At 71.1% G+C, this 21,167-nt stretch carries 19 protein-coding genes; 16 read left to right on the plus strand and 3 right to left on the minus strand.

Annotated features, from left to right (window positions below; genetic code table 11):
- The first annotated feature begins 239 nt into the window (after window positions 1-239).
- Genes ACTOQ2_RS04470 through ACTOQ2_RS04500 form a run of 7 tightly spaced genes read left to right on the plus strand, consistent with a single transcriptional unit; the run spans window position 240 to window position 6,976 of the window.
- Window positions 240-422 carry a lysine biosynthesis protein LysW gene (locus tag ACTOQ2_RS04470; RefSeq protein WP_344745370.1) on the plus strand — a complete coding sequence of 61 codons (183 nt, stop codon included), beginning with the start codon at window positions 240-242 and terminating at the stop codon, window positions 420-422.
- Between the two features lie 16 nt (window positions 423-438).
- Window positions 439-1,302 (plus strand): RimK family alpha-L-glutamate ligase, encoded by an 864-nt coding sequence (locus ACTOQ2_RS04475; RefSeq protein ID WP_440098399.1) that lies wholly within the window; start codon window positions 439-441, stop codon window positions 1,300-1,302.
- A complete protein-coding gene (argC, locus tag ACTOQ2_RS04480) occupies window positions 1,299-2,324 on the plus strand; it encodes an N-acetyl-gamma-glutamyl-phosphate reductase (protein ID WP_440098400.1) in 1,026 nt (341 codons plus the stop codon). Before ACTOQ2_RS04475 ends, argC begins: the two co-directional genes overlap by 4 nt.
- 20 nt (window positions 2,325-2,344) lie before the next feature.
- The gene (locus ACTOQ2_RS04485) at window positions 2,345-3,232 is read left to right on the plus strand and encodes a transketolase (RefSeq protein ID WP_440098401.1); all 888 of its coding nucleotides are present in this window, start codon (window positions 2,345-2,347) and stop codon (window positions 3,230-3,232) included.
- Entirely contained in the window at window positions 3,229-4,200 is a 972-nt protein-coding gene (locus ACTOQ2_RS04490) for a transketolase family protein (protein ID WP_440098402.1), read from the plus strand. Before ACTOQ2_RS04485 ends, ACTOQ2_RS04490 begins: the two co-directional genes overlap by 4 nt.
- Complete coding sequence (locus ACTOQ2_RS04495) at window positions 4,197-5,822, plus strand: AMP-binding protein (protein WP_440098403.1); 1,626 nt, start codon at window positions 4,197-4,199, stop codon at window positions 5,820-5,822. Before ACTOQ2_RS04490 ends, ACTOQ2_RS04495 begins: the two co-directional genes overlap by 4 nt.
- 8 nt (window positions 5,823-5,830) lie before the next feature.
- A complete protein-coding gene (locus ACTOQ2_RS04500; RefSeq protein WP_440098404.1) occupies window positions 5,831-6,976 on the plus strand; it encodes an acyl-CoA dehydrogenase family protein in 1,146 nt (381 codons plus the stop codon).
- A 170-nt stretch (window positions 6,977-7,146) separates the two neighbouring features.
- Here the strand turns inward: ACTOQ2_RS04500 and ACTOQ2_RS04505 are convergent, their stop codons facing one another.
- Complete coding sequence (locus tag ACTOQ2_RS04505) at window positions 7,147-7,725, minus strand: CGNR zinc finger domain-containing protein (RefSeq protein WP_440098405.1); 579 nt, start codon at window positions 7,723-7,725, stop codon at window positions 7,147-7,149.
- 279 nt (window positions 7,726-8,004) lie between these two features.
- On the opposite strand from ACTOQ2_RS04505, the gene ACTOQ2_RS04510 reads away from it, so the two are divergent.
- From ACTOQ2_RS04510 to ACTOQ2_RS04550, 9 genes are all read left to right on the plus strand, one after another.
- A complete protein-coding gene (locus tag ACTOQ2_RS04510) occupies window positions 8,005-9,585 on the plus strand; it encodes an aldehyde dehydrogenase family protein (RefSeq protein WP_440098406.1) in 1,581 nt (526 codons plus the stop codon).
- 5 nt (window positions 9,586-9,590) lie between these two features.
- Window positions 9,591-10,130, plus strand: a complete 540-nt coding sequence (locus ACTOQ2_RS04515; protein WP_440098407.1) for a type II toxin-antitoxin system RatA family toxin — start codon at window positions 9,591-9,593, stop codon at window positions 10,128-10,130.
- Complete coding sequence (locus ACTOQ2_RS04520) at window positions 10,117-11,139, plus strand: ketoacyl-ACP synthase III family protein (protein WP_440098408.1); 1,023 nt, start codon at window positions 10,117-10,119, stop codon at window positions 11,137-11,139. The genes ACTOQ2_RS04515 and ACTOQ2_RS04520 overlap by 14 nt, the downstream gene beginning before the upstream one ends.
- Window positions 11,140-11,164: 25 nt before the next feature.
- Window positions 11,165-12,328, plus strand: a complete 1,164-nt coding sequence (locus tag ACTOQ2_RS04525; RefSeq protein ID WP_440098409.1) for a 3-deoxy-7-phosphoheptulonate synthase — start codon at window positions 11,165-11,167, stop codon at window positions 12,326-12,328.
- 38 nt (window positions 12,329-12,366) lie between these two features.
- Window positions 12,367-14,838 carry a non-ribosomal peptide synthetase gene (locus tag ACTOQ2_RS04530; protein WP_440098410.1) on the plus strand — a complete coding sequence of 824 codons (2,472 nt, stop codon included), beginning with the start codon at window positions 12,367-12,369 and terminating at the stop codon, window positions 14,836-14,838.
- A gap of 335 nt (window positions 14,839-15,173) precedes the next feature.
- The gene (locus tag ACTOQ2_RS04535; RefSeq protein WP_344745356.1) at window positions 15,174-15,506 is read left to right on the plus strand and encodes a hypothetical protein; all 333 of its coding nucleotides are present in this window, start codon (window positions 15,174-15,176) and stop codon (window positions 15,504-15,506) included.
- 7 nt (window positions 15,507-15,513) lie between these two features.
- Window positions 15,514-16,722, plus strand: coding sequence for a 3-hydroxybenzoate 6-monooxygenase (locus ACTOQ2_RS04540; protein WP_440098411.1), 1,209 nt, complete (start codon window positions 15,514-15,516; stop codon window positions 16,720-16,722).
- Window positions 16,719-17,903: a chorismate synthase gene (gene aroC / locus ACTOQ2_RS04545; RefSeq protein WP_440098412.1), complete on the plus strand. Its 1,185-nt coding sequence runs from the start codon at window positions 16,719-16,721 to the stop codon at window positions 17,901-17,903. The genes ACTOQ2_RS04540 and aroC overlap by 4 nt, the downstream gene beginning before the upstream one ends.
- Window positions 17,904-18,017: 114 nt before the next feature.
- Window positions 18,018-19,190 (plus strand): serine hydrolase domain-containing protein, encoded by a 1,173-nt coding sequence (locus ACTOQ2_RS04550; RefSeq protein WP_440098413.1) that lies wholly within the window; start codon window positions 18,018-18,020, stop codon window positions 19,188-19,190.
- A 62-nt stretch (window positions 19,191-19,252) separates the two neighbouring features.
- Here the strand turns inward: ACTOQ2_RS04550 and ACTOQ2_RS04555 are convergent, their stop codons facing one another.
- Together ACTOQ2_RS04555 and ACTOQ2_RS04560 are read right to left on the minus strand one after the other, a co-directional pair.
- Window positions 19,253-19,735 carry an NUDIX domain-containing protein gene (locus ACTOQ2_RS04555; protein WP_440098414.1) on the minus strand — a complete coding sequence of 161 codons (483 nt, stop codon included), beginning with the start codon at window positions 19,733-19,735 and terminating at the stop codon, window positions 19,253-19,255.
- 13 nt (window positions 19,736-19,748) lie between these two features.
- On the minus strand, window positions 19,749-21,116 hold the full coding sequence (locus ACTOQ2_RS04560) for a tetratricopeptide repeat protein (protein ID WP_440098415.1): 1,368 nt from the start codon (window positions 21,114-21,116) through the stop codon (window positions 19,749-19,751).
- Window positions 21,117-21,167: the final 51 nt, after the last annotated feature.

A 21,167-nucleotide genomic window follows, 5' to 3' on the forward strand; every position in this document is an offset into this window, starting at 1 on the left:
ACTTCTGAAGATGACGACAAGCAAGCAAATAATCACCACTAAAGAGCTTAATCACCCGGCACGGCAATTTTCGGCCCCTACCCAAGAAGCGATGCTTATGAGGTAATAGATCAGAGTTATGAGATCGCCACATAAGCAATATCGTTCATTTCGAGTAAAACCACTTATTAGCTGTTTCATGGGAAATGGGGTTACGGTTTATAAGACAATCTCGGACAACTACGAACAGGGATGAGCTCATGCAGAAGGTTGTGAACGGCCCGGAATGCCCTGAGTGCGCGGCCGAGGTGACGATCGACGGAGACGCCAGGGTGAGCGAGATCGTGGAGTGCCTGGACTGCCGGAGCGAGCTGGAGATCGCCTCCGTCCAGCCCCCGACCCTCACGCTGGCACCGGACGTCGAAGAAGACTGGGGCGAGTAGCGGAGGGAGCTGTGCCATGGATTCCGTAGCACCTCACCTCGCCGTCCTCGCGTCACGAGTGCGGTTCGAGGAAAAGAGCATCATGGGCGCCCTCGAACGGCGCGGCGCCAGGTTCGAGCACCTGGACCCCAGGTCGCTGTTCGTCGCGGACGACTCGGCCTGGACCGGTCCCACCCTTGTCCTCAATCGCGAAGTCGGGCACTTTCGCGCTCTCTACGCGGCGAGTGCCCTGGAGTCGGCGGGGGTGACGGTGCTGAACAGTGCCGCCGCCACGCATCTCAGCGGCGACAAGTGGCACACGTCGGCGGCCCTGCTGAACAGCGGGCTGCCGACGCCCAGGACCGCGCTGGCGATGACGTCCGAGGCGGCGCTGGAGGCCCTGGACGAGATCGGCTACCCGGCCGTGGTCAAACCGCTGGTCGGCTCCTGGGGCCGGCTGGTGACCAGGGTCACGGACCGCGCCGTGGCGACGGCCGTGCTCGAACACGTCGCCGCGCTCCCCTCCCCGCAGTCGCACGTGGTCTACCTGCAGGAGCAGGTGCCCAAGGCCGACCGGGACATCCGCGTGCTCGTCGTGGGCGGCGAGGCGCTCGGCGCGACCTACCGCCGGGGCGAGGAGTGGCGCACCAACGTGGCGAGGGGCGCCGTGAGCGAGTACTGCCCGCTCGGCCCCGTCCACGCCAAGCTCGCGGTCGCCGCCGCCGAGGCGGTCGGCACCGACATCGCGGGCGTCGACCTCATCGAGGACGTGGACGGGCACCTGACCGTGCTCGAAGTCAACGACCGGGTGGAGTTCAGGGGCTTCCAGGAGGCCCACGGCTCCAGGGTCGACGTGGCGGACGCCATCGCGGCCCATCTCATCGCGAGGGGAGAGACATGACACGCGTCGCGGTCGTCGGGGCCGCCGGCTACATCGGCGGCGAGCTCCTGCGCATCCTGACCACCCATCCGGAGGTCGAGCTGGCCGCCGCCACCTCCCGGCGCCTGCAAGGCCGCCAGATCGACGGGGTCCACCCGAACCTGAGGGGAAGGACCCGGCTGGCCTTCTGCGCGGAGGACCGGCTCGACCACTACGACGTCCTGTTCCTGGCGACACCTCACCGGGAGACGATGCGCCGGATGCCGGAGTTCCTCGGCAGGGCCGGCACGATCATCGACCTGTCCGGCGACTTCCGGTTGCGGTCCGCCGACACCTACGCGGACTACTACGGGGTCCCGCACGAGGCCCCCGAGCTTCTCGGCACCTTCGTGCCCGGCGTGCCGGAGTTCCACCGGGACCGTCTGCGGACGGCCGACCGGATCAGCGTGCCCGGCTGCATGGCGAACGCCGGGATCCTGGCGCTCGCCCCGCTGGCCGAGGCCGGACTGATCAGGGACGAGATCACGGTCGACGCCAGGACCGGTTCCAGCGGCGCCGGGGCGACCGCGGGCGCGGAGAACCTGCACGCCGAACGCAGCGGCGCGCTCAGGGTCTTCGCCCCGACGCGCCACCGGCACGAGGCGGAGATCTCCCAGGCGACCGGGCTTCCCGTCAGCATGACGGCGACGGGAGTGGAGGCCGTACGAGGGGTGCAGCTGCTGTGCAGGGCACGCCTCGCCGACGGTGCCGGCGAGCGGGACATCCGCACCGTCTACCGGGAGCGGTACGGGAACGAGCCGTTCGTCCGCGTGGTCGCCCAGCGGCGCGGCCTGCACCGGTTCCCGGACGCGAAGATCCTGTCCGGTTCCAACTTCTGCGACGTCGGCTTCGCCCTGGACCCGGAGTCGGACGGCGTGACGGTGATCGCGGCCCTGGACAACCTGGTCAAGGGCGGTTCCGGGAACGCGGTGCAGTGCATGAACATCCGGCTCGGCCTGCCCGAGTCCCTCGGGCTCGACTTCATCGGCCTGCACCCGAACTGACCGAGGCGAAAGGAGCAGACGTGAGCAGCACCTCCACCCTGCCGGGTACGACCCAGGCGGGCGAGATGACCGATCCGGCCGCGGTGACGGGCCGGATCAGGGAACACATCGTGAACATGTGCGCGAGTCCCGAGGGCGGGCACCTGGGGGGTTCCATGTCCCTCGTCGAGGTTCTCGCCACCCTGTACTTCCAGATCATGCGCATCGACCCCCGCAACCCGGGTTCGCCCGACCGGGACATGTTGCTGCTGAGCAAGGGACACGCGGGCATCGCCCTCTACGCGACCCTCTGCGAGGCCGGCTTCTTCCCTGAAGAGCGGCTCGCCGACTACGCGCTGCCGGGCAGTTCCTTCATGGCCCACCCCCACGCAGAGATTCCCGGCGTGGAGATGCCGTCCGGCTCTCTCGGCCACGGCCTGGCGCTGGGCGTCGGGGTCGCGCTCGCGGCCAGGCTCGGCGGCTCAGGGCGCCGGTGCTTCGTGGTCATGGGCGACGGAGAGCTCCAGGAGGGCTCGGTCTGGGAGGCCGCGAGCGTGGCCGCGAACCACGGGCTGGACAACCTGACCGCCGTGATCGACCGCAACCGCCTCCAGATCACCGGCGAGACGGAGTCCGTCGGCGACCTGGAGCCGCTGGCCGACCGGTGGCAGGCCTTCGGCTGGCAGGTCCACGAGGTGGACGGCCACGACGTCGACGCGCTGACCGCGGCGTTCAACGCGCCGCCCGAGCGGGGGCGGCCCACCCTGATCATCGCCCACACCGTCAAGGGCAAGGGACTGCCCTTCATCGAGGGGCAGGCACGCAGCCACTACGCCAAGCTGGGCGACCGGCAGCACCGCCGCGCGCTCTCCGCCCTGCGCGCCACCGCGGAAGACCTGCGCGCCGCCTCGGAAGGAGAGCGGCGATGACCGCCACCACACTGAAGACGCGCTCGTCCCGTGAGGTCTACCGGGACGTGCTCGTGGAACTCATGCCCGCCGACGAGCGGCTGATCTGCCTGGACAGCGACACCGGCCTGTTCAGCGGGGTCGACTTCGGCGAGGCGGGCGACAGGTACCTCAACCTGGGCATCGCCGAGCACACCCTCATGGGCGCCGCGGCCGGGCTCGCCAAGGAGGGGCGCGTGCCCGTCGTGAACACGATGGCGGCGTTCGCCTCGACCCGGGCCCTGGAGGCCGTCAAGGTCGACATCGCGCTCAACAACCTGCCCGTCCGCATCGCCGCGACCCACTCCGGGGTGTCGGGCGGCCATCTCGGCCCCACCCACCACTCGCTGGAGGACCTGGCCGTCATGCGGAACCTGCCGAACATGACCGTCGTCGTCCCGGCCGACGCGGCCACCACCGACGAGCTGTTCCGCCAGGCCCTCCTCCTGCCGGGCCCCGTCTACTTCCGGCTGGGCCGCAACGCCACCCCCGACCTTCCCGACGGCCCGCCCGTACGGCTCGGGCAGGCGCGGACCCTGCGGGAGGGCGGCGGGAGCGCGGACGTCACGCTCGCCGCCTGCGGCCCGTACCCGGTGCTCGCCGCCCTCGACGCCGCGGACCTGCTGGAGCGCGACGGCATCGCGGCGTCCGTGATCCACGTGCACACGGTCAAGCCGCTGGACACGGCCACGCTCGCCGCCGCGGCGAGCGCGACCGGCGTCGTGGTCACGGTGGAGGAGCACTGGCGCGCCGGGGGCTTCGGAGCCGCCGTCGCCGAGAGCCTCTCCGAGATCCTGCCGGTCAGGGTGCACCGGGTGGCGATGCCGGACGCGTTCGTGCCGGTCTCCGGTGGCCAGAGATATCTCCTGGAGCGGGGTGGCATCACCCCCCAGGCCGTCGCCGCGCGGGCCAGGACGGCCCTCGGCAGACCGAGGAGGGACCCCAGATGAAGGACGACTTCCGGTCCGCCGGCTGGTGGCGCGACGAGACGATCCTCGACGACCTCCGGCGTTCCGCCGCCGACCACCCGGACAAGCAGGCGCTCGTCTGCTATCGCGGCGGCGTCGCCGAGACGGTGACCTACGCCGAGCTCGCCCACCGCGTCGACCGCCTCGCGGTGAGCCTGGTGCGGCTGGGCGTGGGCCGCGGTGACGTGGTGACCCTGCAGCTGCCCAACTCGTGGCAGCTCGTCGCGTCGATCCTCGCGTGCGCGCGGATCGGCGCCGTGGCGGGCCCGGTCGTGCCGATCATGCGCAGGCGCGAGGTCGAGTTCATGACCGGGCTCACCGCCAGCCCCGTATACATCGCGGCGGCCGAGTTCCGCGGCTTCTCGTACGCGGACATGAGCGCCGAGGTCGCCCGCGCCGTCCCCGGCCTGCGCCACCGGGTGCTGCTCGGCGGCGGTGGCGGCGGCGGTATGAGCGGCGCGCTCGACTTCGACCGCGACCTCCTCGGCCCCGACCCCTCCCCCGAGGAGATCGAGGCCCTCGACGCCCTCGAGGCCGGACCGGACGACCCCGCCCAGATCGTGTTCACCTCCGGCACGACCGGTGAGCCGAAGGGCGTCGTGCACAGCCACAACACCCTGTACTCGATGAACAGGGCGCAGGCCGACGTGCTTCACCTGACGATCAGGGAAGTGACGGCGATGGGTTCCCCCACGACCCACCAGGCCGGTTACACCTGGAACTTCGTCATGCCGCTCATCCTCGGCGCGACGGCCGTGCAGGTGGACGCGTGGGACCCGGCCCTGATGCTACGGATCCTGGAGGAGCGGAAGGTCACGTTCTTCATGGGCGCGCCCACGTTCCTCTCCGACCTCATCGAGGCGCAGCGCGCCTCCCCGAGGGACCTGTCCGCGCTGGCGACGTTCGCCACGGGCAGCGCGCCGATCGCGCCGCTCCTGGTGGAGGACGCGCGGGAGGTCCTCGGCTGCCGGGTGTACGCCCTGTGGGGCATGAGCGAGAACGGCTGCGTGACGATCACCCGCCCCGAGGACCCGGCGATGCGCGCGGCCGAGAGCGACGGCACCCCCGTACCGGGGATGGAGGTCAGGATCGTCGGCCGCCAGGGCGAGCCGGTGGCCGCGGGGCAGCCCGGCCTGCTCCAGGTCCGCGGCGCCGCCCAGTGCCTCGGCTACTTCCGCCGCCCCGAGGTGTACGCGAAGTCGCTGACCGAGGACGGCTGGTTCGACACCGGGGACCTGGCCCGTGAGGACGGCCACGGCGGCATCCGGATCACCGGCCGGGTCAAGGACGTCATCATGCGGGGCGCCGAGAACATCCCCGTCGTGGAGGTGGAGGCGGCCCTGCTGCGGCACCGCGCCATCAAGGACGTGGCCGTCGTCGGCTACCCGGACCCGCGGCTGGGCGAGCGCGCCTGCGCGATCCTCGTCACGGCGGGCTCGCCGTCGGATCCCCCGCTCACCCTCGACGACATGCGCGGCCACCTCGCCGGCCTCGGCATGGCCAAGCAGTACTGGCCCGAGCGGCTGGAGATCGTGCCGTCGTTGCCGAGAACCCCCTCCGGAAAGATCCAGAAATTCGCCCTGCGCGACCGGCTCCGGGCTTAGGACAGGTCATGGACTTCGAATTCACCAGTGAACAGCAGGCGCTCGCCAAGAGGGTGCGGGAGTTCGCGGCCGACAGGGTCGCCCCGTACCGCCACGAGAGTGACGTGCGGCGCGGTTACCGTTCCGGGCTGCTCGCCGAGATGGGCGAGGAGGGGTTGTTCTCGCTGCGCGTCCCCGAGGAGTACGGAGGGCGCGGGCTCGACGCGGTGAGCGCGGGCGTCGCCCTGGAGGAGCTGGCGGCGGCGGACCTGTCGGTCTGCTACCCCGTGCTCAACGCCGCCCTCATCGGCGGTGTCCTGGCCGCGAACGGCACGCCTGAGCAGCTGGCGGGCTGGCTGCCGCCGATCGCCACCGGCGAGGCGATCGTCGCGCTCTGCCTCACCGAGCCCGGCCACGGCACCGATGCCGCGGGCATCGAGATGCGCGCCGAACCCGACGGCGACGGATGGGTGCTGAACGGCGAGAAGACCTCCATCATGCTCGCCGCCTACGCCACGCACGGCCTGGTCTTCGCGCGCACCGGAGAGCCGGGGGCGCACGGCATCACCGCCTTCTACGTCCGGCTCGACGAGGCCAGGGTGAGCCGCGAGGTCCTTTCCGACCTCGGCTGCCGGTCCGGCGGGCGCGGCAGGCTCGTCCTCGACGGCGTCCGCGTCGGCCCCCGGGACGTGGTCGGGCAACCGGGACTCGGCTTCGCCGCGGTCATGCGCGGGTTCGGCGTCTCGCGGGCGCTCATCTCGCTGATGGCGCTCGGGGTCGGCAGGGCCGCGCTCGACGAGGCCGTCGCCCACGCGGGCGCCAGGGAGGCGTTCGGCGAGCCCATCGGCAGGTTCCAGGGGGTCGCCTTCCCCCTGGTCGAGCACGCGACCATGCTGCACGCGGCACGGCTGGTGTCGTACGAGGCGCTGTGGCGCGCCGATGGCGGCCTGGACCCGCGGCTCCCCTCCAACATGGCCAAGTGGTGGGCGCCGAAGGCGGCGATGGAGGCCGTTCACCAGTCCCTGCTGACCATGGGCCACCTCGGCTGGTCGGAGGACGGGCCGATCGCGCAGCGGCTCAGGGACGTCATCGGGCTCCAGCTCGCGGACGGCACCGCGGCGGCCACCAAGCTCGTCGTCGCGAGAAAGCTCCTCGGCCGGGAGAACGCGCCGTGATCCGCCGTGATCCCCGGCGAGGCGCATCGGTGACGCGCCCCGATCGGTGACACGACTCGGTGGCACGACCGACTCGGTGGCACGACCGGATCGGTGGCACGCCCGGATCGGTGACGCGACCGGGGAGCCGGGTGGAGACGGCCGGACCGTCTCCACCCGGCTCGTCCGGCTCACCCGATCTCGTTGTGCGCCCGCTTCGCCTCGCGGTAGGTGCGCATCTTGGCCCGCGTCCCGCACACCGACATCGAGCACCACCGGCTGCCCCGGTTTCGTGACCGGTCGTAGAAGACCCACTCGCATCGGTGCTCGCCGCACGCCTTGAGGCGCTGCCAGGAACCGTCGGCGACGGCATCGGCGACGGACGCCAGCACCGTGGCGAGGGCCCCGCGCACGTCGGTCAGCGCGGGCCGGAGGCCGAGGGGCCCGGCCTCCCCGTCGAACCCCACGACGAGCGGGCAGGCGCGCGCGACGTGTTCGATCGTGCGGCGGGCCTGGGGGTCGGGGGGCCCGCCGTTGTTCTCCCGCAGGAGCGCGCGGAGCGCCTCCCGCAGGATCACGGCGTCGCGGCGATCCAGCTCGCCCGGCTCCACCCCCGGGCCGCCGAGGCCGTTGCGTTCCAGCCAGGTGGCGAGGCCCTCCGCGGTGGCGAAACGGTCAGGGCCGAACTCCACGTTGACGCTGTTGACGAACGCCTGCACCAGCGCGAGCGGGCCCGGCGCCACAGCTCTGTCTCCCGGTTGTCGTTTCACCCTGACAAGGTTACTACCGAAAAATGTTTACCGGTAGTCAGTATCGGTGATTCGACATGCCTCGCCAAGCTTCCCGCCCCACCGGCGTCGGCACGGCGGCACGGGCACGATCGGCGAGCCGTTCTGCCCTCCGTCGCGCCGCGCGCTCCACGGTTCGTGTTCGCATCCCGAGAAGCAGGTCTTATCGCCCCCCCGTTGTCCCACCCTTGTTACCGTCTTAGCGTAATTGCTGGTAACTACAAATCCGACAGAGAAATCCGGGGCGCGAAGGGAAACGACGTGACGACCAGGGTCTATCCCGCCTACATCGGCGGCAGGGACATCACCGGCGACAGCGGGAAGTACGTCCACACGGTCACCACGCGGGCCGTCCTGGAGGACACCTTCTCCAGCCTGAGGCTCAAGCGCGACCTTGACCTGGGCGTCGTCGACATCGAATCGGCCGGGGACGTCGTCGCGGGAGCGTGCGCCGTCGCCGACGAGGCGATGGTGGAGCTGGCCCTCGAATCGGCGGCCCGGGCCGCCCCGGAATGGGCCCGCTTCCCGCTCGCCACCCGGATGGAGATCGGGTACCGCATCGCGGAACGCCTCGCCGAGCACCGGGACGAGCTGGTCGAGATCCTGGTCGCCGAGGGGCAGCCCCGCTCCCTCGCCGAGGGCATGGTCGACGGGATCCCCCTCACCGGCTGGAGCCGGGAGACGCTCGGATGGTGCGCCGCGCAGATGCGCTTCGACCGGCACGACGGCGAGCGCGAGATGATCCTGCGACGCGTCCCCGACGGGGTGGTCTGCGTCAACCCGCCGCAGAACGCCGCGGTCGCCAACGCCCTGTTCGGCGTCACCGCCCTCCTGGCCGGCAACGCCGTGGTGGTGCGCGCGCCGCGCGGGATCCCGCTCGCGGTCATGTACACGATGCGGGAGATCGTGGCGCCGGTGCTCGAGGAGGCGGGCGCGCCCCCCGGCACGCTCAACGCGCTCTGCGGGCCCCCCATGCTCGACGCCTGGCTGGCCAGCGAGCACGTCGACGACATCGTCTACATCGGCGGCAGCAAGAAGGGCCTGGCTCTGGAGCGCGACTGCGTCGCGGCCGGCAAGAAGCCCATCCTGGAACTCGCGGGCAACGACTGCTTCGTGGTCTGGCACGACGCGGACCTGGACGTCGCGGTGGAGAGCCTCACGCAGTTCTTCACCCAGTCGGGCCAGATCTGCAACGTGCCCAACCAGGTGGTCGCCCACCCCGCGATCGCCGACGAGCTCGTCGAGCGGCTAACCGTGGCCGTGCAGAAGATCCAGCCCGGATACCCCGAGGAGCGCGGCGTCGTGCTCACCCCGGTCCTGATGGTCGACGCGTTCCACGCCTGCGTCGCCCAGGCGCTCGGGCAGGGCGCGACGCTCGTCCACGGCGGCCGCCGCCTGGAGGTGGACGGGTCGGCGTCGGAGACCGGGTTCTTCCTGGAGCCGACGATCCTGCGGGTCGACGGGCTCCGCGACTCCAGGTCGCTGTGGGTGGTACGCGACGAGACGTTCTTCCCCCTCCTGCCGGTCATCGTCCCCGAGGCCGGCGGGACGGACGACGACCTGCTGGAGCGGGTCGTCGAGTTCGTGAACGGCAACGCGTACGGCCTGCGCAACTCCTTCTGGGCCGCCGACCCCTCGGTGATCGACCGGTTCGCCGAGGGGGTCACGAGCGGCGGCCAGCTCAAGATCAACGACTCGCACGCCGGCTTCCTGCCGTTCCTTCCCACCCACGGCGGGACCGGCCTGACCGGCGGCGCCTTCGGGGAGGCGAACTACCTCATGCTGCGCGCCTCGCACCTGCAGGGCGTCAGCATCGTCCGCCCGGCGACCGATACGGAGTAAATACCATGACATCTCGCATTTTTAAGGCCAAGGTGTGGTGCTCGGCCGAGGACCTGATCGAGCAGCTCGGCGACGACCGGGCGTTCCCGTCGTGCGCCCCGGACATCCTCTCCGTCGAGGACCTCGGCGGCGGGCTCCGCCAGTGGGTCCTCGCCTTCCGCAGTGGCACGGCCGAGTGGGTCCAGCACAGCCGCCACCTGGTCGGCGCGCAGCCGTACCGGATCGAGTTCGAGCAGGTCACCGGCGACTTCCACGAGTTCAGGGGCTCCTGGACGACCGAGGACCTCGCCGAGGGCTGTGAGGTCACCTTCCAGGTTGACTACTCCACGAGCGTCCCGCACCTGGCGGGCGCGATCGACACGGCCGTCGGACGGGTGCTGCTCCGCAGCGTCCGGCGGATCCTCGACGGGATCTGCGGGCCGATCCACGTCACCGCGGGCGGCGAGTACCTGTGGGACGTCCCCGAGGCCTCCGGTATCCCCGGCAGCTCCGGCACCTCCGGCACCTCCGGCACGGAAAGGACGCTCAGCGATGCGATTCGATGACATCTGGATCTCCGGCACGGGCGGCACGCTCGGCGACCTGGTGCCGATAGACCGGGCCGTCGAGGACGGCTCGTACTCGGCCGAGGTCGCGGAGAGCACCGGGATGGTCTCCGTCTCCCAGTCCGCGGACGCTCCCCCCGAGATGGCCGTGACCGCGGGAAGGCAGGCGCTCAAGGAGGCCGCGGCCTGCGGGACGGAGATCGGTCCCGACACGCTCTACCTGCACAGCCACAGCCACTTCCAGGGCATCGACATGTGGCCCGCGGCCTGCTGGATCGGCGGGGAACTGCTGGGCACCCGGATGGCCGGGATGCCGATGACCGTCTCGGCGGCGTCGAACGGCTCCCTGGCCTGCCTGGAGATCGCGGCGAGCATGCTGGCGGGACGCCCCGAGCTCCCCTCCGCCCTCATCACGGTCGCGGACCGGTTCGCCCCGCCCACCGACCGCTGGTACCTCTCCCCCGGCATGGTCTTCGGTGACGGCGCCGCGTCGGCGGTGGTCACTCGCGGCGATGGCCGGCTGAGGCTGCTGTCCTGCGCGTCGGAGACCGACGCGGCCCTCGAAGGCCTCTCGCGCGGCGACGAGCCGTTCCGCACGGCCCCCGAGCCGCGGCCCGACATGAGGCGCAGGACCCGGGAGTTCCTGGCCCGCGGCGAGCTGTCGCTGCGCGACGTCCGCGCCAGGTCGGCGGCCGGGACAGCCGGCGTCGTCTCCCGGGCGCTGTCCGACGCCGGCCTGTCCATGGACGGGATCGACTGGCTCGTCACGCCGTTCGTCGGGCGGGCCCTGTTCAAGGAGAGCTTCGTACGACCGCTGGACGCCGTTCCCGGTAACACCCTGGCCGAGCTCGGGCTCACGATCGGCCACCTCGGCCCCGCCGACCAGCTCTACGGCCTGGACCACCTGTTGAAAGAGGACCTTCTGGAGCCGGGAAACCGGGTGCTCCTCATCGGCACCGGCATGGGATTCACATTCTCCGCGGCCGTCCTCGAGGCGCGCGACGCCTGATCACCCCACAGGAAGGAACCCCGTCATGACCGTCACCCAGACCCCCGACGCGTCTCCCACCCCCTCCCTCGACTCCCGGGTCACCCCGGTCGAGCCGCTTCTCCCGCCCGCGACGCTGCGGGAGGAGATCCCGCTGTCGCCCGCCGCCGGGGAGACCGTCCTCAACGGCCGGTACGAGGTCGCCCAGGTGCTGAGCGGCCAGGACGACCGGCTCGTCGTGGTCGCCGGCCCGTGTTCCATCCACGACCCCCGCGCCGCCCTGACCTACGCCGAGCGGCTGTCCGACCTCGCGCGGCAGGTGTCCGGCTCGCTCGTGGTCGTCATGCGGGTCTACATGGAGAAGCCGCGGACCCGCCTCGGCTGGAAGGGGCTCATCAGCGACCCCCACCTCGACGGCTCGCACGACCTCAACAGCGGGCTGCGCCTGGCGAGAAGCCTGATGGTGGACATCCTGGAGACCGGCCTGCCGATCGGCTGTGAGTTCCTCGACCCGCTGACCCCCCTCTACTTCTCCGACGCCGTGTCCTGGGGGTCGATCGGTGCCCGCACCGTCCAGAGCCAGGTGCACCGGCAGCTCACCAGCGGGCTCAGCATGCCCGTCGGCATCAAGAACGCGACGAGCGGCCACGTGGAGGACGCGGTCGACGCCATCGTCGCGGCCTCCAAGGGGCACGTGTTCCCGGGCATCGACGACGAGGGCGTCGCCTCGATCGTCGCCACCAGCGGGAACCCCGAGTGCCACGTCGTCCTGCGCGGCGGCAGCACGGCCCCGAACTACGGACCCTCCGACGTGGCGAACGCCCTCGAACTGCTGGGGAGGGCGGGACTGCCCCAGCGCCTCTTCATCGACGCCAGCCACGGCAACAGCGGCAAGGACCACGAGCGGCAGCCCCACGTCGCCTCGGACATCGCGCGGCGGATCGCCGGCGGGGAGACCGGCATCGCCGGGATCATGCTGGAGAGCTTCCTGGCCGCCGGCCGGCAGGACCTGGTCCTGGGGCGGACGGACCGCCTCGCGTACGGGCAGAGCGTGACCGACGCCTGCGTGGACTGGGAGCAGACCACCCGGATGGTCGAGGAGCTCGCCGCGGCCGCCGAGACCGGGCGTTCCCTCCGGCGGGCCGGTGCCGAGACCACTCCCCTGCTGGCCGAGGCCGCTCTCCCCGCCTCGCTGCCTGCCCTCGCCTGAGCCCCCTGTCCCACGCTATTTCGAGAGGAACGATTCCCATGGAAACGACCAACTCGTCGCTTCCCCTCGCCCGTCCCGCCGGTGACGACCGGATCGGGGAGCCGCACCGGCACCCCATCCCCGTCCCCGAGAAGGCCGTCCCGGACGGTGAGACGTTCGCGGTGGCGGCCCTGGCCGGCCTGCTCCACCGCTACACGGGGGAGACCGAGCTGCTGATCGGACGGCGGGCGCGGCGGGGTCCGGCCGGGACCGTCCGGCTGCGGGTGTCGGGGGACACGACCGCCGCGGACCTGCTGTCCGCGATCGCCGCCACGCGGGCGGAGCCGTTCGCCGGCGAGACCTGTCACGCCGTCGTCTCCACGGGAGACGTTCCCGCGAACGGCGTCCCCGCGAGTGACGCGCCCCCGAACGGCGTCCCCGCGAACGGCATCTCCGCGAGTGAGGGCTTCACGAGTGAGGGCTTCGCGAGTGACGGCTTCGCGAGTGACGGCTTCGCGAACGGCGAGGAGCCGGGCCCGCGTGCCGCGCTGACCGTGCTCACCCGGGACGGGGGCGGCCTCGAGCTCGTGATGTCCCGGGCGGAGTTCGACGCGGACGCCGCCGCCCAGTACGCGCTGCACCTGGGGCGGGTCCTCGACGCCCTGGCGGCCGACCCGGCCGTCGCGCTGCGGGACGTCCCGCTGCTCACCGAGGAGGAGTCGCGGCGCATCCTGGTCGACTGGAACCAAACGGACGAGCCCGTACCCGGCCTCTTCTTCCACGAGGTCGTCGCGGACATCGCGCGCCGGACGCCCGACGTGGTCGCGGTGGCCTGGCCCGGTGGCCGACTGACCTTCCGCGAGCTCGACGACCAGGCCAACCAGCTCGCTCACCGGCTGGCCTCGGCGGGGGTCCGCCCCCGCGACCGGGTCGGGGTCTGCTTCCCGCGCGGCGCCGAGAGCCTGATCGCGCAGCTCGCCTGCTTCAAGACGGCGGCGGCGGCGATCCTGCTGGACCCCGAGTTCCCCGACGACCGCGTCCGCTTCATGATCGAGGATGCCTCCGCCGTGGTGGTGCTGACCATGACGGCCCACGAGTCCAAGGTGTCCGGGATCTGCCCGGTGCTCTCGCTCGACGACGCGGACTGGCGCGACGAGCCCACCACCCCGGTCAGCGAGCCGGTGCGGTCCGAGGACCTCATCCACATCTGCTACACCTCCGGCTCCACGGGGGTGCCCAAGGCCGTCATGGTGCCGCACGGCGCGGCCCGCAACCTCATCTACAGCATGCGCGTGATCTGCGGCATCACCGAGAGGTCCCGCGGGACGTGGCTGGCGGCGCCCGGCTACGGCATGGTGGAGGTCGAGTGCTTCTCGGTCCTGGCCGCGGGCGCCACGGTCCACATCCCCGAGCCGTCGGTCGTGACGTCGCCCGAGTGGCTGCGCGACTGGCTCGTCTCGGAGCGGATCACCCACACCCTGCTCATGAAGGCCATGGCCGAACGGCTGTGGACGCTTCACTGGCCCGCCGAGACCGAGCTGGTCAACATCAGGATCTGCGGCGAGCGCGTGCAGTCGTGGCCCTCCGCCGACCTGCCCTTCCACGTGTTCAACCTGTACGGCTCCGCGGAGGCGACGGTGGTGGCCACGTGCGACATCACCCAGCTCGGCGTGGACCTCGGCGAGGAGGGGCGCGCCCACCGCCTGCCCCCGATCGGCCGGCCCACGCCCAACGTCAAGGCGTACGTGCTCGGCGAGAACCTCGAAGTCCTCCCGCCGGGAGTCGTCGGCGAGATCTTCGTGGCCGGGGAGAGCCTGTCGCGGGGGTATCTGGGCCGGCCCGAGGCCACCGCGGAGAAGTGGCTCGCCAACCCGATGGACCGGGTCCGCCACCCGGTGCTGTACCGGACGGGTGACGTGGCGCGCTACTGGACCGACGGGAGCATCGAGATCGTCGGCCGTACCGACAACCAGATCAAGGTGCGCGGCAACCGGGTGCACCTCGGCGAGATCGAGGCCGTCCTGGCCGCCCAGCCGGGCGTCGGCCAGGCGGCGGTCCTGGCCAAGAAGGACGGCCAGGGAGACGTCCAGCTGGTGGCCTACATCGAGCCGGGCCCCGGGCCCGTCCCCGAGGTCCGGGACGTCCGGGCGGCGCTGCAGCAGACGCTTCCCTCGTTCATGGTGCCGGCGGCGTACGTCATCGGCGGTCTCCCGACGACGACGAACGGCAAGATCGACCGGACCGCGCTCCCCGAGCCGCCCCGGTCCCGCCCGGACGTCGGCAGCCCCTACCAGGAGCCGCGCGACGACATCGAGCGGTCCCTGCAGCAGATCTGGGCGAAGACGCTGGAACTCGAGGGCATCGGCATCCTCGACAACTTCTTCGAGCTGGGCGGGGACTCCCTGCGCGCGGCTCGCCTGACCGAGCGGATCCGCGAGGTCTTCGACGCCGACGTCGACATCGACGACCTGTTCGACGAGGCCAGCATCGAGCGGATGGCCCGCACCATCGCGGAGGCGAAAAAGGGCTGACCGCTGATTCGCACACGAGGAACCCGACGGAAAGGACCGTAAGAAGAACCCGATGGAAAGGACCGGCCCCGACGAAGGACCGGGGCCGGTCCTCAACATTTCTCCCCATCTCTCCCGGCCGTTTTCCGACACTCGCGCATTCATGCCCGAAACCTTTTCCGGCCACCGCTCCTCCTTGTTCGCATCATGAGAAGAATGTCTTATCACCGGCCCGTTGTACCGCCCTGAGCTGGGGCCTACCGTAATAGATGAAAAACGAACAATGGCCGTGAATCCGGGGGACAAAACACCGGAGACAGCGGCACGAAGAATCGAATTCCGGAGGTGTCAAGCGTATGCAGGCCGCGGTCGTCTGGTGGGATCTGCGGGACTCGGACCAGACCGTCGAATCGCTCCGCGCGTTTCTGCGCGACGAGGCGGTGGACCGGTTCGCCACGATTCCCGGGCTGCGCCTGAAATTCTGGATCTCCGACCGGAGGAGCGACCGCTGGGGCGCCGTGTTGCTCTGGGAGTCGGCGGAGGCCGCGGCGGTTCCGCTGCCGGCCAGGGCCGCCGAACTGATCGGATTCCCGCCCGTCCAGCGCTCCGTCTTCGAGGTGGAGGCCACCACCGAGGGCATCTTCGACATCGCCGAACTGGCGGGCCGTGGCCTGGCCCTGGAGGGATGACGAGGACATGGCGAAGATTCTCATCGCCGGTGGTGGCATCGGCGGCCTCGCGGCGGCGCTGGGCATCGCCGATCGGGGACACCGGGTGACCGTGCTGGAACGCCAGGCCACGTTCGCCGAACTGGGCGCGGGCATCCAGCTGGGGCCGAACGCCTTTCACGCGCTCGACCGCCTCGGGGTCGGCGAGGCCGTGCGCGACCGGGCGGTCTTCATCGACGAGCTGCGCTTCATGGACGGCACGACGGGCGAGCGGGTGGCCAGCATGCCGCTGACCGGCGCCTACCGGGGGCGGTTCGGCAACCCGTACGCGGTGGTCCACCGGGGCGACCTGTACCAGCCGCTGCTCGACGCCTGCCGCGCGTCCGGCGACATCGAGCTGCTCGGCGGCCGGGCGGTCACCCGGTACGAGCAGGGCCCGGCCGGCGTCACCGCCGTCACGGACGCGGAAGAGCGGTTCACCGGCGCCGCCCTCGTCGGGGCCGACGGCATCCGCTCGGCCGTCCGCCGGCAGCTCGTCGGGGACGGCGGGCCCCGGATCTCCGGGCACACCATCTACCGTTCGGTCATCCCCATGGAGAAGGTCCCCGAGGAGCTGCGCTGGAACACCGTCACCCTCTGGGCGGGCCCGAAGTGGCACTTCGTCCACTACCCGATCGGCGGCGGCAGGTTCCTGAACCTGGCCGCCACCCGGGACGACGGCGCCCGCGAGGAGGTGACCGGCGAGCCCGTGGACAGGTCCCATGTGCTGGGCGAGTTCCCCGGCCTGAGCGACACGGCCCGCGACCTGCTGGAACTGGGCGAGGAGTGGAGGACCTGGGTCCTGTGTGACCGCGACCCCGTCGACCGCTGGACCGACGGGCGGGTCGCCCTGCTCGGCGACGCCGCGCACCCGATGCTGCAGTACGCCGCCCAGGGCGCGTGCATGGCCCTCGAGGACGCGGTGGTGATCGGCAGGCTGCTCGACTGGGACGAGGACGCGATCCCGCAGCGCCTGGAGAAGTACAACGCCGAACGGCGCGAGCGCACGGCCAGGACGCAGGTGGTGGCCCGCGAGCTGGGGACGCGGCTCTACCACCCGGCGGGCGCCGAGGCTCGGGCGCGCAACGAGATGCTGTCCTCCCTCACCGTGGACGACCTGCACGACAGGGTGGCCTGGCTGCACGGGGCCCGCGACTTCAGCCGCGCTCTCAGCCTCAGCGCGGGAGCGTCCCGATGAGCAGGCTGCGCTGGCTGACCGCCGGGGAATCCCACGGACCCGCCCTGGTGGCGACCCTGGAGGGGCTGCCCGCCGGAGTGCCGGTCACCACCGCGATGCTGGCCGACGCGCTCGCCAGGCGGCGGCTGGGGTACGGCCGGGGCGCGCGGATGAGGTTCGAAAAGGACGAGGTGACCGTCCTCGGCGGCGTACGGCACGGGCTGACCCTGGGCTCACCGGTCGCGATCATGGTGGGCAACACCGAGTGGGCCAGATGGGAGCAGGTCATGGCGGCCGACCCGGTCGCCCCCGAGGCGCTGGAGGGACTGGCCCGCAACGCCCCCCTGACCCGGCCCCGGCCCGGCCACGCGGACCTGGCGGGCATGCAGAAGTACGGTTTCGACGAGGCCAGGCCGATCCTGGAGCGGGCCAGCGCGCGGGAGACGGCGGCGCGGGTCGCGCTGGGCACGGTGGCCCGCTCCTACCTGCGAGAGACGGCCGGGATCGAGCTCGTCTCGCACGTCGTGGAACTGGCCTCCGCCAGGGCCCCCGGCGGGATCCTCCCCACCCCCGGGGACGCCGGGAGACTGGACGCCGACCCGGTGCGCTGCCTGGACGCGGACGCGAGCAAGGCGATGGTCGCCGAGATCGACCGGGCGCACCGGGAGGGTGACACGCTCGGCGGCGTGGTCGAGGTCCTCGCCTACGGGGTCCCCGTGGGGCTCGGCTCCCACGTGCACTGGGACAGGCGTCTGGACGCGCGGCTGGCGTGCGCCCTGATGGGCATCCAGGCGATCAAGGGTGTCGAGGTCGGGGACGGCTTCGAGCTGGCCCGTACGCCGGGGTCGAGGGCGCACGACGAGATCGTGCCGACGGACGAGGGCGTCAGGCGGACCTCGGGGCGTTCCGGCGGGACCGAAGGCGGTCTGAGCACCGGCGAGACGCTGCGGGTGCGGGCGGCGATGAAGCCGATCGCGACCGTGCCGCGAGCCCTGGCCACCGTGGACGTCACCACCGGCGCCCCGGCGCGGGCCCACCACCAGCGGTCTGACGTGTGCGCGGTCCCGGCGGCCGGGATCGTGGCCGAGGCGATGGTCGCGCTCGTCCTGGCGGACGCGGTGGCGGAGAAGTTCGCCGGGGACTCGGTGGCCGAGACCCGCCGCAACGTCCGGGGCTACCTCGACCACCTGCCCGTCGGCTGACGACCGAGGTAGCGCCAGCTGTACCAGGAGTCTCCAGCTCGCGGGATCGAAGCGACGATCTCCCCCGCGACATGCTTCAGGGGTCGGCAAGTGACCCTCGAACAAGGAGTTCCGATGTACAAGCCCTCCTCCCCCCGCTCCCGCCTCCTCGCCTGCGGGCTCGCCACGATGATCGCCGTCGGCACCGTCGCCGCGCCGGTCGCGGCGACGGCCTCCGCCTCGGCGTCGGCCTCGGCATCCCCGGCCGCCGGTTTCGACGACGGCGTGCAGAAGTCACTCGACGGGCTGATCGGCAAGGAGTTCCCCGGTGCGCTGGCCTCGGTGCGCGACATCGACGGGCGCGTCACCGGCTACACCGCGGGCGTCGGCAACCTGGAGACGCGGGAGGAGGTGCCGGTCGACGGCCGGGTGCGCACCGGCAGCAACACCAAGACGTTCGTCGCCACCGTCGTGCTGCAGCTCGTCGGCGAGGGAAAGATCAAGCTGGACGGGCCGATCGAGAAATATCTGCCCGGGCTGGTCCGCGGCAAGGCCGGCGACGGCCGTGAGATCACGGTCCGCCAGCTCCTCCAGCACACCAGCGGCCTGCCCAACTACACCCGCTACATGCACCAGGACTTCTTCGAGATCCAGCACCGCTATGTCGAGCCCAGGGACATGATCGACGTGGCGCTGCGGCACAAGGCGTCGTTCGGGCCGGGCAAGGGCTGGGAGTACAGCAACACCGGCTACCTGCTGCTCGGCCTGGTCGTGCAGAAGGTCACCGGCCGGCCGATCGCCGAAGAGGTCACCAGGCGGGTCATCGACCGCGCCGGGTTGCGTGACACCTACTGGCCGGGCGTCGGCGACCAGACCATCAAGGGCCCGCACCCCCGCGGCTACACGGTCAGGAAGCCCAAGGGCGAGTTCGTCGACATCACCACGATGGACCCGTCCTGGGGCGGCGCGGCCGGCCAGCTCATCGGCACCCCGAACGACCTCAACACCTTCTTCCTCGCCCTCCTGGACGGCAAGCTGCTCAAGCCCGCGCAGCTGGCGGAGATGAAGAAGACGGTCAAGGCCCCCGGGTTCCCCGAGAGCTGGAGGTACGGGCTCGGCGTGGTCAAGATGAAGCTGAGCTGCGGCGACACCGCGTGGGGCCACGGCGGCGACATCGACGGCTACGAGACCCGCGACGCCGCCACCACCGACGGCCGGGCGGCCGCGGTCGCGGTGACCGCCCTGCCCAGCACCGAGGCCGGAGCGCTGAAGGTCATCAAGGTCGTCGACGACGCCCTCTGCGGGTAACAGCGAACACAACGGTCTTCATGGCGTCCGACAGGGCGAGCGGGATGACGATGTCATTGAGGTCAGAATCCCTCGGTGGTCACCATGGGGCCGCCTGTCAGGTAGTTGATCAGCGCGGCGCGAGTGGTGGACACGAATGCCTGGGGTATCTGGTCTGCCGGGTGCCAGGCGACGCGCGCGTGTTTGCGAGGTTCGGCGTTGATCGGGGTGCCGCTCCAGGTGTCGGTGACGAAGACAACGGTGACGAAGCCGTTCGGTGCCTCGACACCCCAGGAGCAGTGGATGAGACCGGCTACTCGGAGGTCGGCGGGGTCTACGACCAGTCCGGTCTCCTCTTTCAGTTCGCGGACCGCGGTTCGGATGATCACTTCGCCCTTGCTCGCCTTTCCGACGGGAAGGTCCCAGTGGTTGGGGGCGAACTTCGCTCCGGCCGCTCGTTGTATGAGGAGGACTCGTTGCCGCGTCTGGTCGTGGACGATGACGGCGGCGACGAGGAGGGTGTGTGCTTCAAGCGCGGGGGGCAGGGCGGTGCCGGGCGTGAGCATGGACACGATCCTTTCACGCGGCGGTGGCCGCGTGCCGGATGCGCTGTTCCAGCAGGGCCGCGCCGGGGACGCCTCTGCGCTTGTATACGGCGAGGGTCGGTCGGATGCTCGCCAGGGCGATTCTGCTCCGGCCTGACGCCATTCCTTCGGCGAGGTCGAGTGCCTGGCTCCAGGCTGCGATCGCCTCGTCGGCTCTTACCTGGGCGGCGAGACAGTCCCCGAGGTCCATGTGGGTGAGCAGGTGGACGCGGGGAAAAGCGACGGGGTCCCAAGATGTGAAGGCCGCCCGGTGCCGGGCCTCGGTGCCCACATGATCGCCGATTTCGGTGAGCGTCCTGGCGGTGTGGGAGTCGACGGTGCCGGAGGCGGGTCCCATGAGGAGCGAGTATGAGGGCTGAGGATCGCCTGGTCGGGAGAGGGCGTCCTCGGCCGCGAGGAGCGCTCTCGCTGCTCCGGCCTTCTCACCGAGAGCGGCGTGGGAACGGGCGTGCGTGATGTGCAGAAGCGCTTCGGTGGCACCGTCGCAGCGGCCTTCAGCGCGTTTGAGGGCGGCTTCGATGAGGTCCCGGCTGTGCCGATGTTCCTTCAGGCTGAGCGCTTGGTGGGCGATCGCGCGCATCATCCAGGCGGCGTGGGCACCCGGGTCAGCCTCGACGGCGAGTTGGAAGCCGGTGAGGTAGTACCGCTGGGCCGCGCCCTCATGTCCGAGGTCGTGATGCTTCCAGCCGAGCAGCCAGGCGAGCTCGGCAGTGGCACCGAACGCGTCGCGACGTGTCGCTTCGTCGGTGAAGCGGCCGGACAGCATGGGGGCGACGGTGTCGGCCAGGTAGGCGGCAACGGTAGTGAGGCCGTGGCCCCCGCCGAGGCGCTCATCGGCCGCGCCGAACGCTTTGGTGATCTGCCGGACGACGGCCACTTCTCTGGCACCGACTCGCGCGCTGCCGGTCCGTGCCCGCAGAAGCCTGCTCACCGCCTCTGAGTCGTAGCCGAGAGGCAGACTCACCCGATCCGTGGTGTAGACGGCGGTGGCGAGGAAGCCTCTGTTCTCGATATCGGCCCGGCCGAGCATGGTCGCGGTTTCGACGGGGTGCGCGCCTTCCAGCACCGGCGACTCGTCGATCTGGAAACCGAGCTGCAGCTTCGTCACCGGACGTCCGGCGCGGCGCGAGAGGGCCTCGACGAGGTAGCCGACAGTCCGTTCATTCGGCTCAACGCCCGCAACCCAATGCGCGATGGCGGACTTGTTCGTCCGCAGAACTTCCCCGTTCTCCGCAGCGACGCGCACAACGGCCCGCGCCACGCCCTCATAGCTCAGGCCCGAAGCCGCGATCATCTCCCGCAGCCGGTCGTTGGGGGAACGCTGGCCGGAGTGCCTCGCCATCGGAACTCCCTACGGATAAACCGATTAAACGTTCTGCGACGCCATTGACCA

It is taken from the genome of Streptosporangium sp. H16 (genome assembly GCF_051918855.1).
Classification (GTDB): Bacteria; Actinomycetota; Actinomycetes; order Streptosporangiales; family Streptosporangiaceae; genus Streptosporangium.

Coding starts and splice junctions, on each gene's coding strand:
- ACTOQ2_RS04470 (WP_344745370.1), top strand. CDS start 240: ATGCAGAAGGTTGTGAACGGCCCGGAATGCCCTGAGTGCGCGGCCGAG.
- ACTOQ2_RS04475 (WP_440098399.1), top strand. CDS start 439: ATGGATTCCGTAGCACCTCACCTCGCCGTCCTCGCGTCACGAGTGCGG.
- argC (WP_440098400.1), top strand. CDS start 1,299: ATGACACGCGTCGCGGTCGTCGGGGCCGCCGGCTACATCGGCGGCGAG.
- ACTOQ2_RS04490 (WP_440098402.1), top strand. CDS start 3,229: ATGACCGCCACCACACTGAAGACGCGCTCGTCCCGTGAGGTCTACCGG.
- ACTOQ2_RS04495 (WP_440098403.1), top strand. CDS start 4,197: ATGAAGGACGACTTCCGGTCCGCCGGCTGGTGGCGCGACGAGACGATC.
- ACTOQ2_RS04500 (WP_440098404.1), top strand. CDS start 5,831: ATGGACTTCGAATTCACCAGTGAACAGCAGGCGCTCGCCAAGAGGGTG.
- ACTOQ2_RS04515 (WP_440098407.1), top strand. CDS start 9,591: ATGACATCTCGCATTTTTAAGGCCAAGGTGTGGTGCTCGGCCGAGGAC.
- ACTOQ2_RS04520 (WP_440098408.1), top strand. CDS start 10,117: ATGCGATTCGATGACATCTGGATCTCCGGCACGGGCGGCACGCTCGGC.
- ACTOQ2_RS04525 (WP_440098409.1), top strand. CDS start 11,165: ATGACCGTCACCCAGACCCCCGACGCGTCTCCCACCCCCTCCCTCGAC.
- ACTOQ2_RS04530 (WP_440098410.1), top strand. CDS start 12,367: ATGGAAACGACCAACTCGTCGCTTCCCCTCGCCCGTCCCGCCGGTGAC.
- ACTOQ2_RS04535 (WP_344745356.1), top strand. CDS start 15,174: ATGCAGGCCGCGGTCGTCTGGTGGGATCTGCGGGACTCGGACCAGACC.
- ACTOQ2_RS04540 (WP_440098411.1), top strand. CDS start 15,514: ATGGCGAAGATTCTCATCGCCGGTGGTGGCATCGGCGGCCTCGCGGCG.
- aroC (WP_440098412.1), top strand. CDS start 16,719: ATGAGCAGGCTGCGCTGGCTGACCGCCGGGGAATCCCACGGACCCGCC.
- ACTOQ2_RS04550 (WP_440098413.1), top strand. CDS start 18,018: ATGTACAAGCCCTCCTCCCCCCGCTCCCGCCTCCTCGCCTGCGGGCTC.
- ACTOQ2_RS04555 (WP_440098414.1), bottom strand. CDS start 19,735: ATGCTCACGCCCGGCACCGCCCTGCCCCCCGCGCTTGAAGCACACACC.
- ACTOQ2_RS04560 (WP_440098415.1), bottom strand. CDS start 21,116: ATGGCGAGGCACTCCGGCCAGCGTTCCCCCAACGACCGGCTGCGGGAG.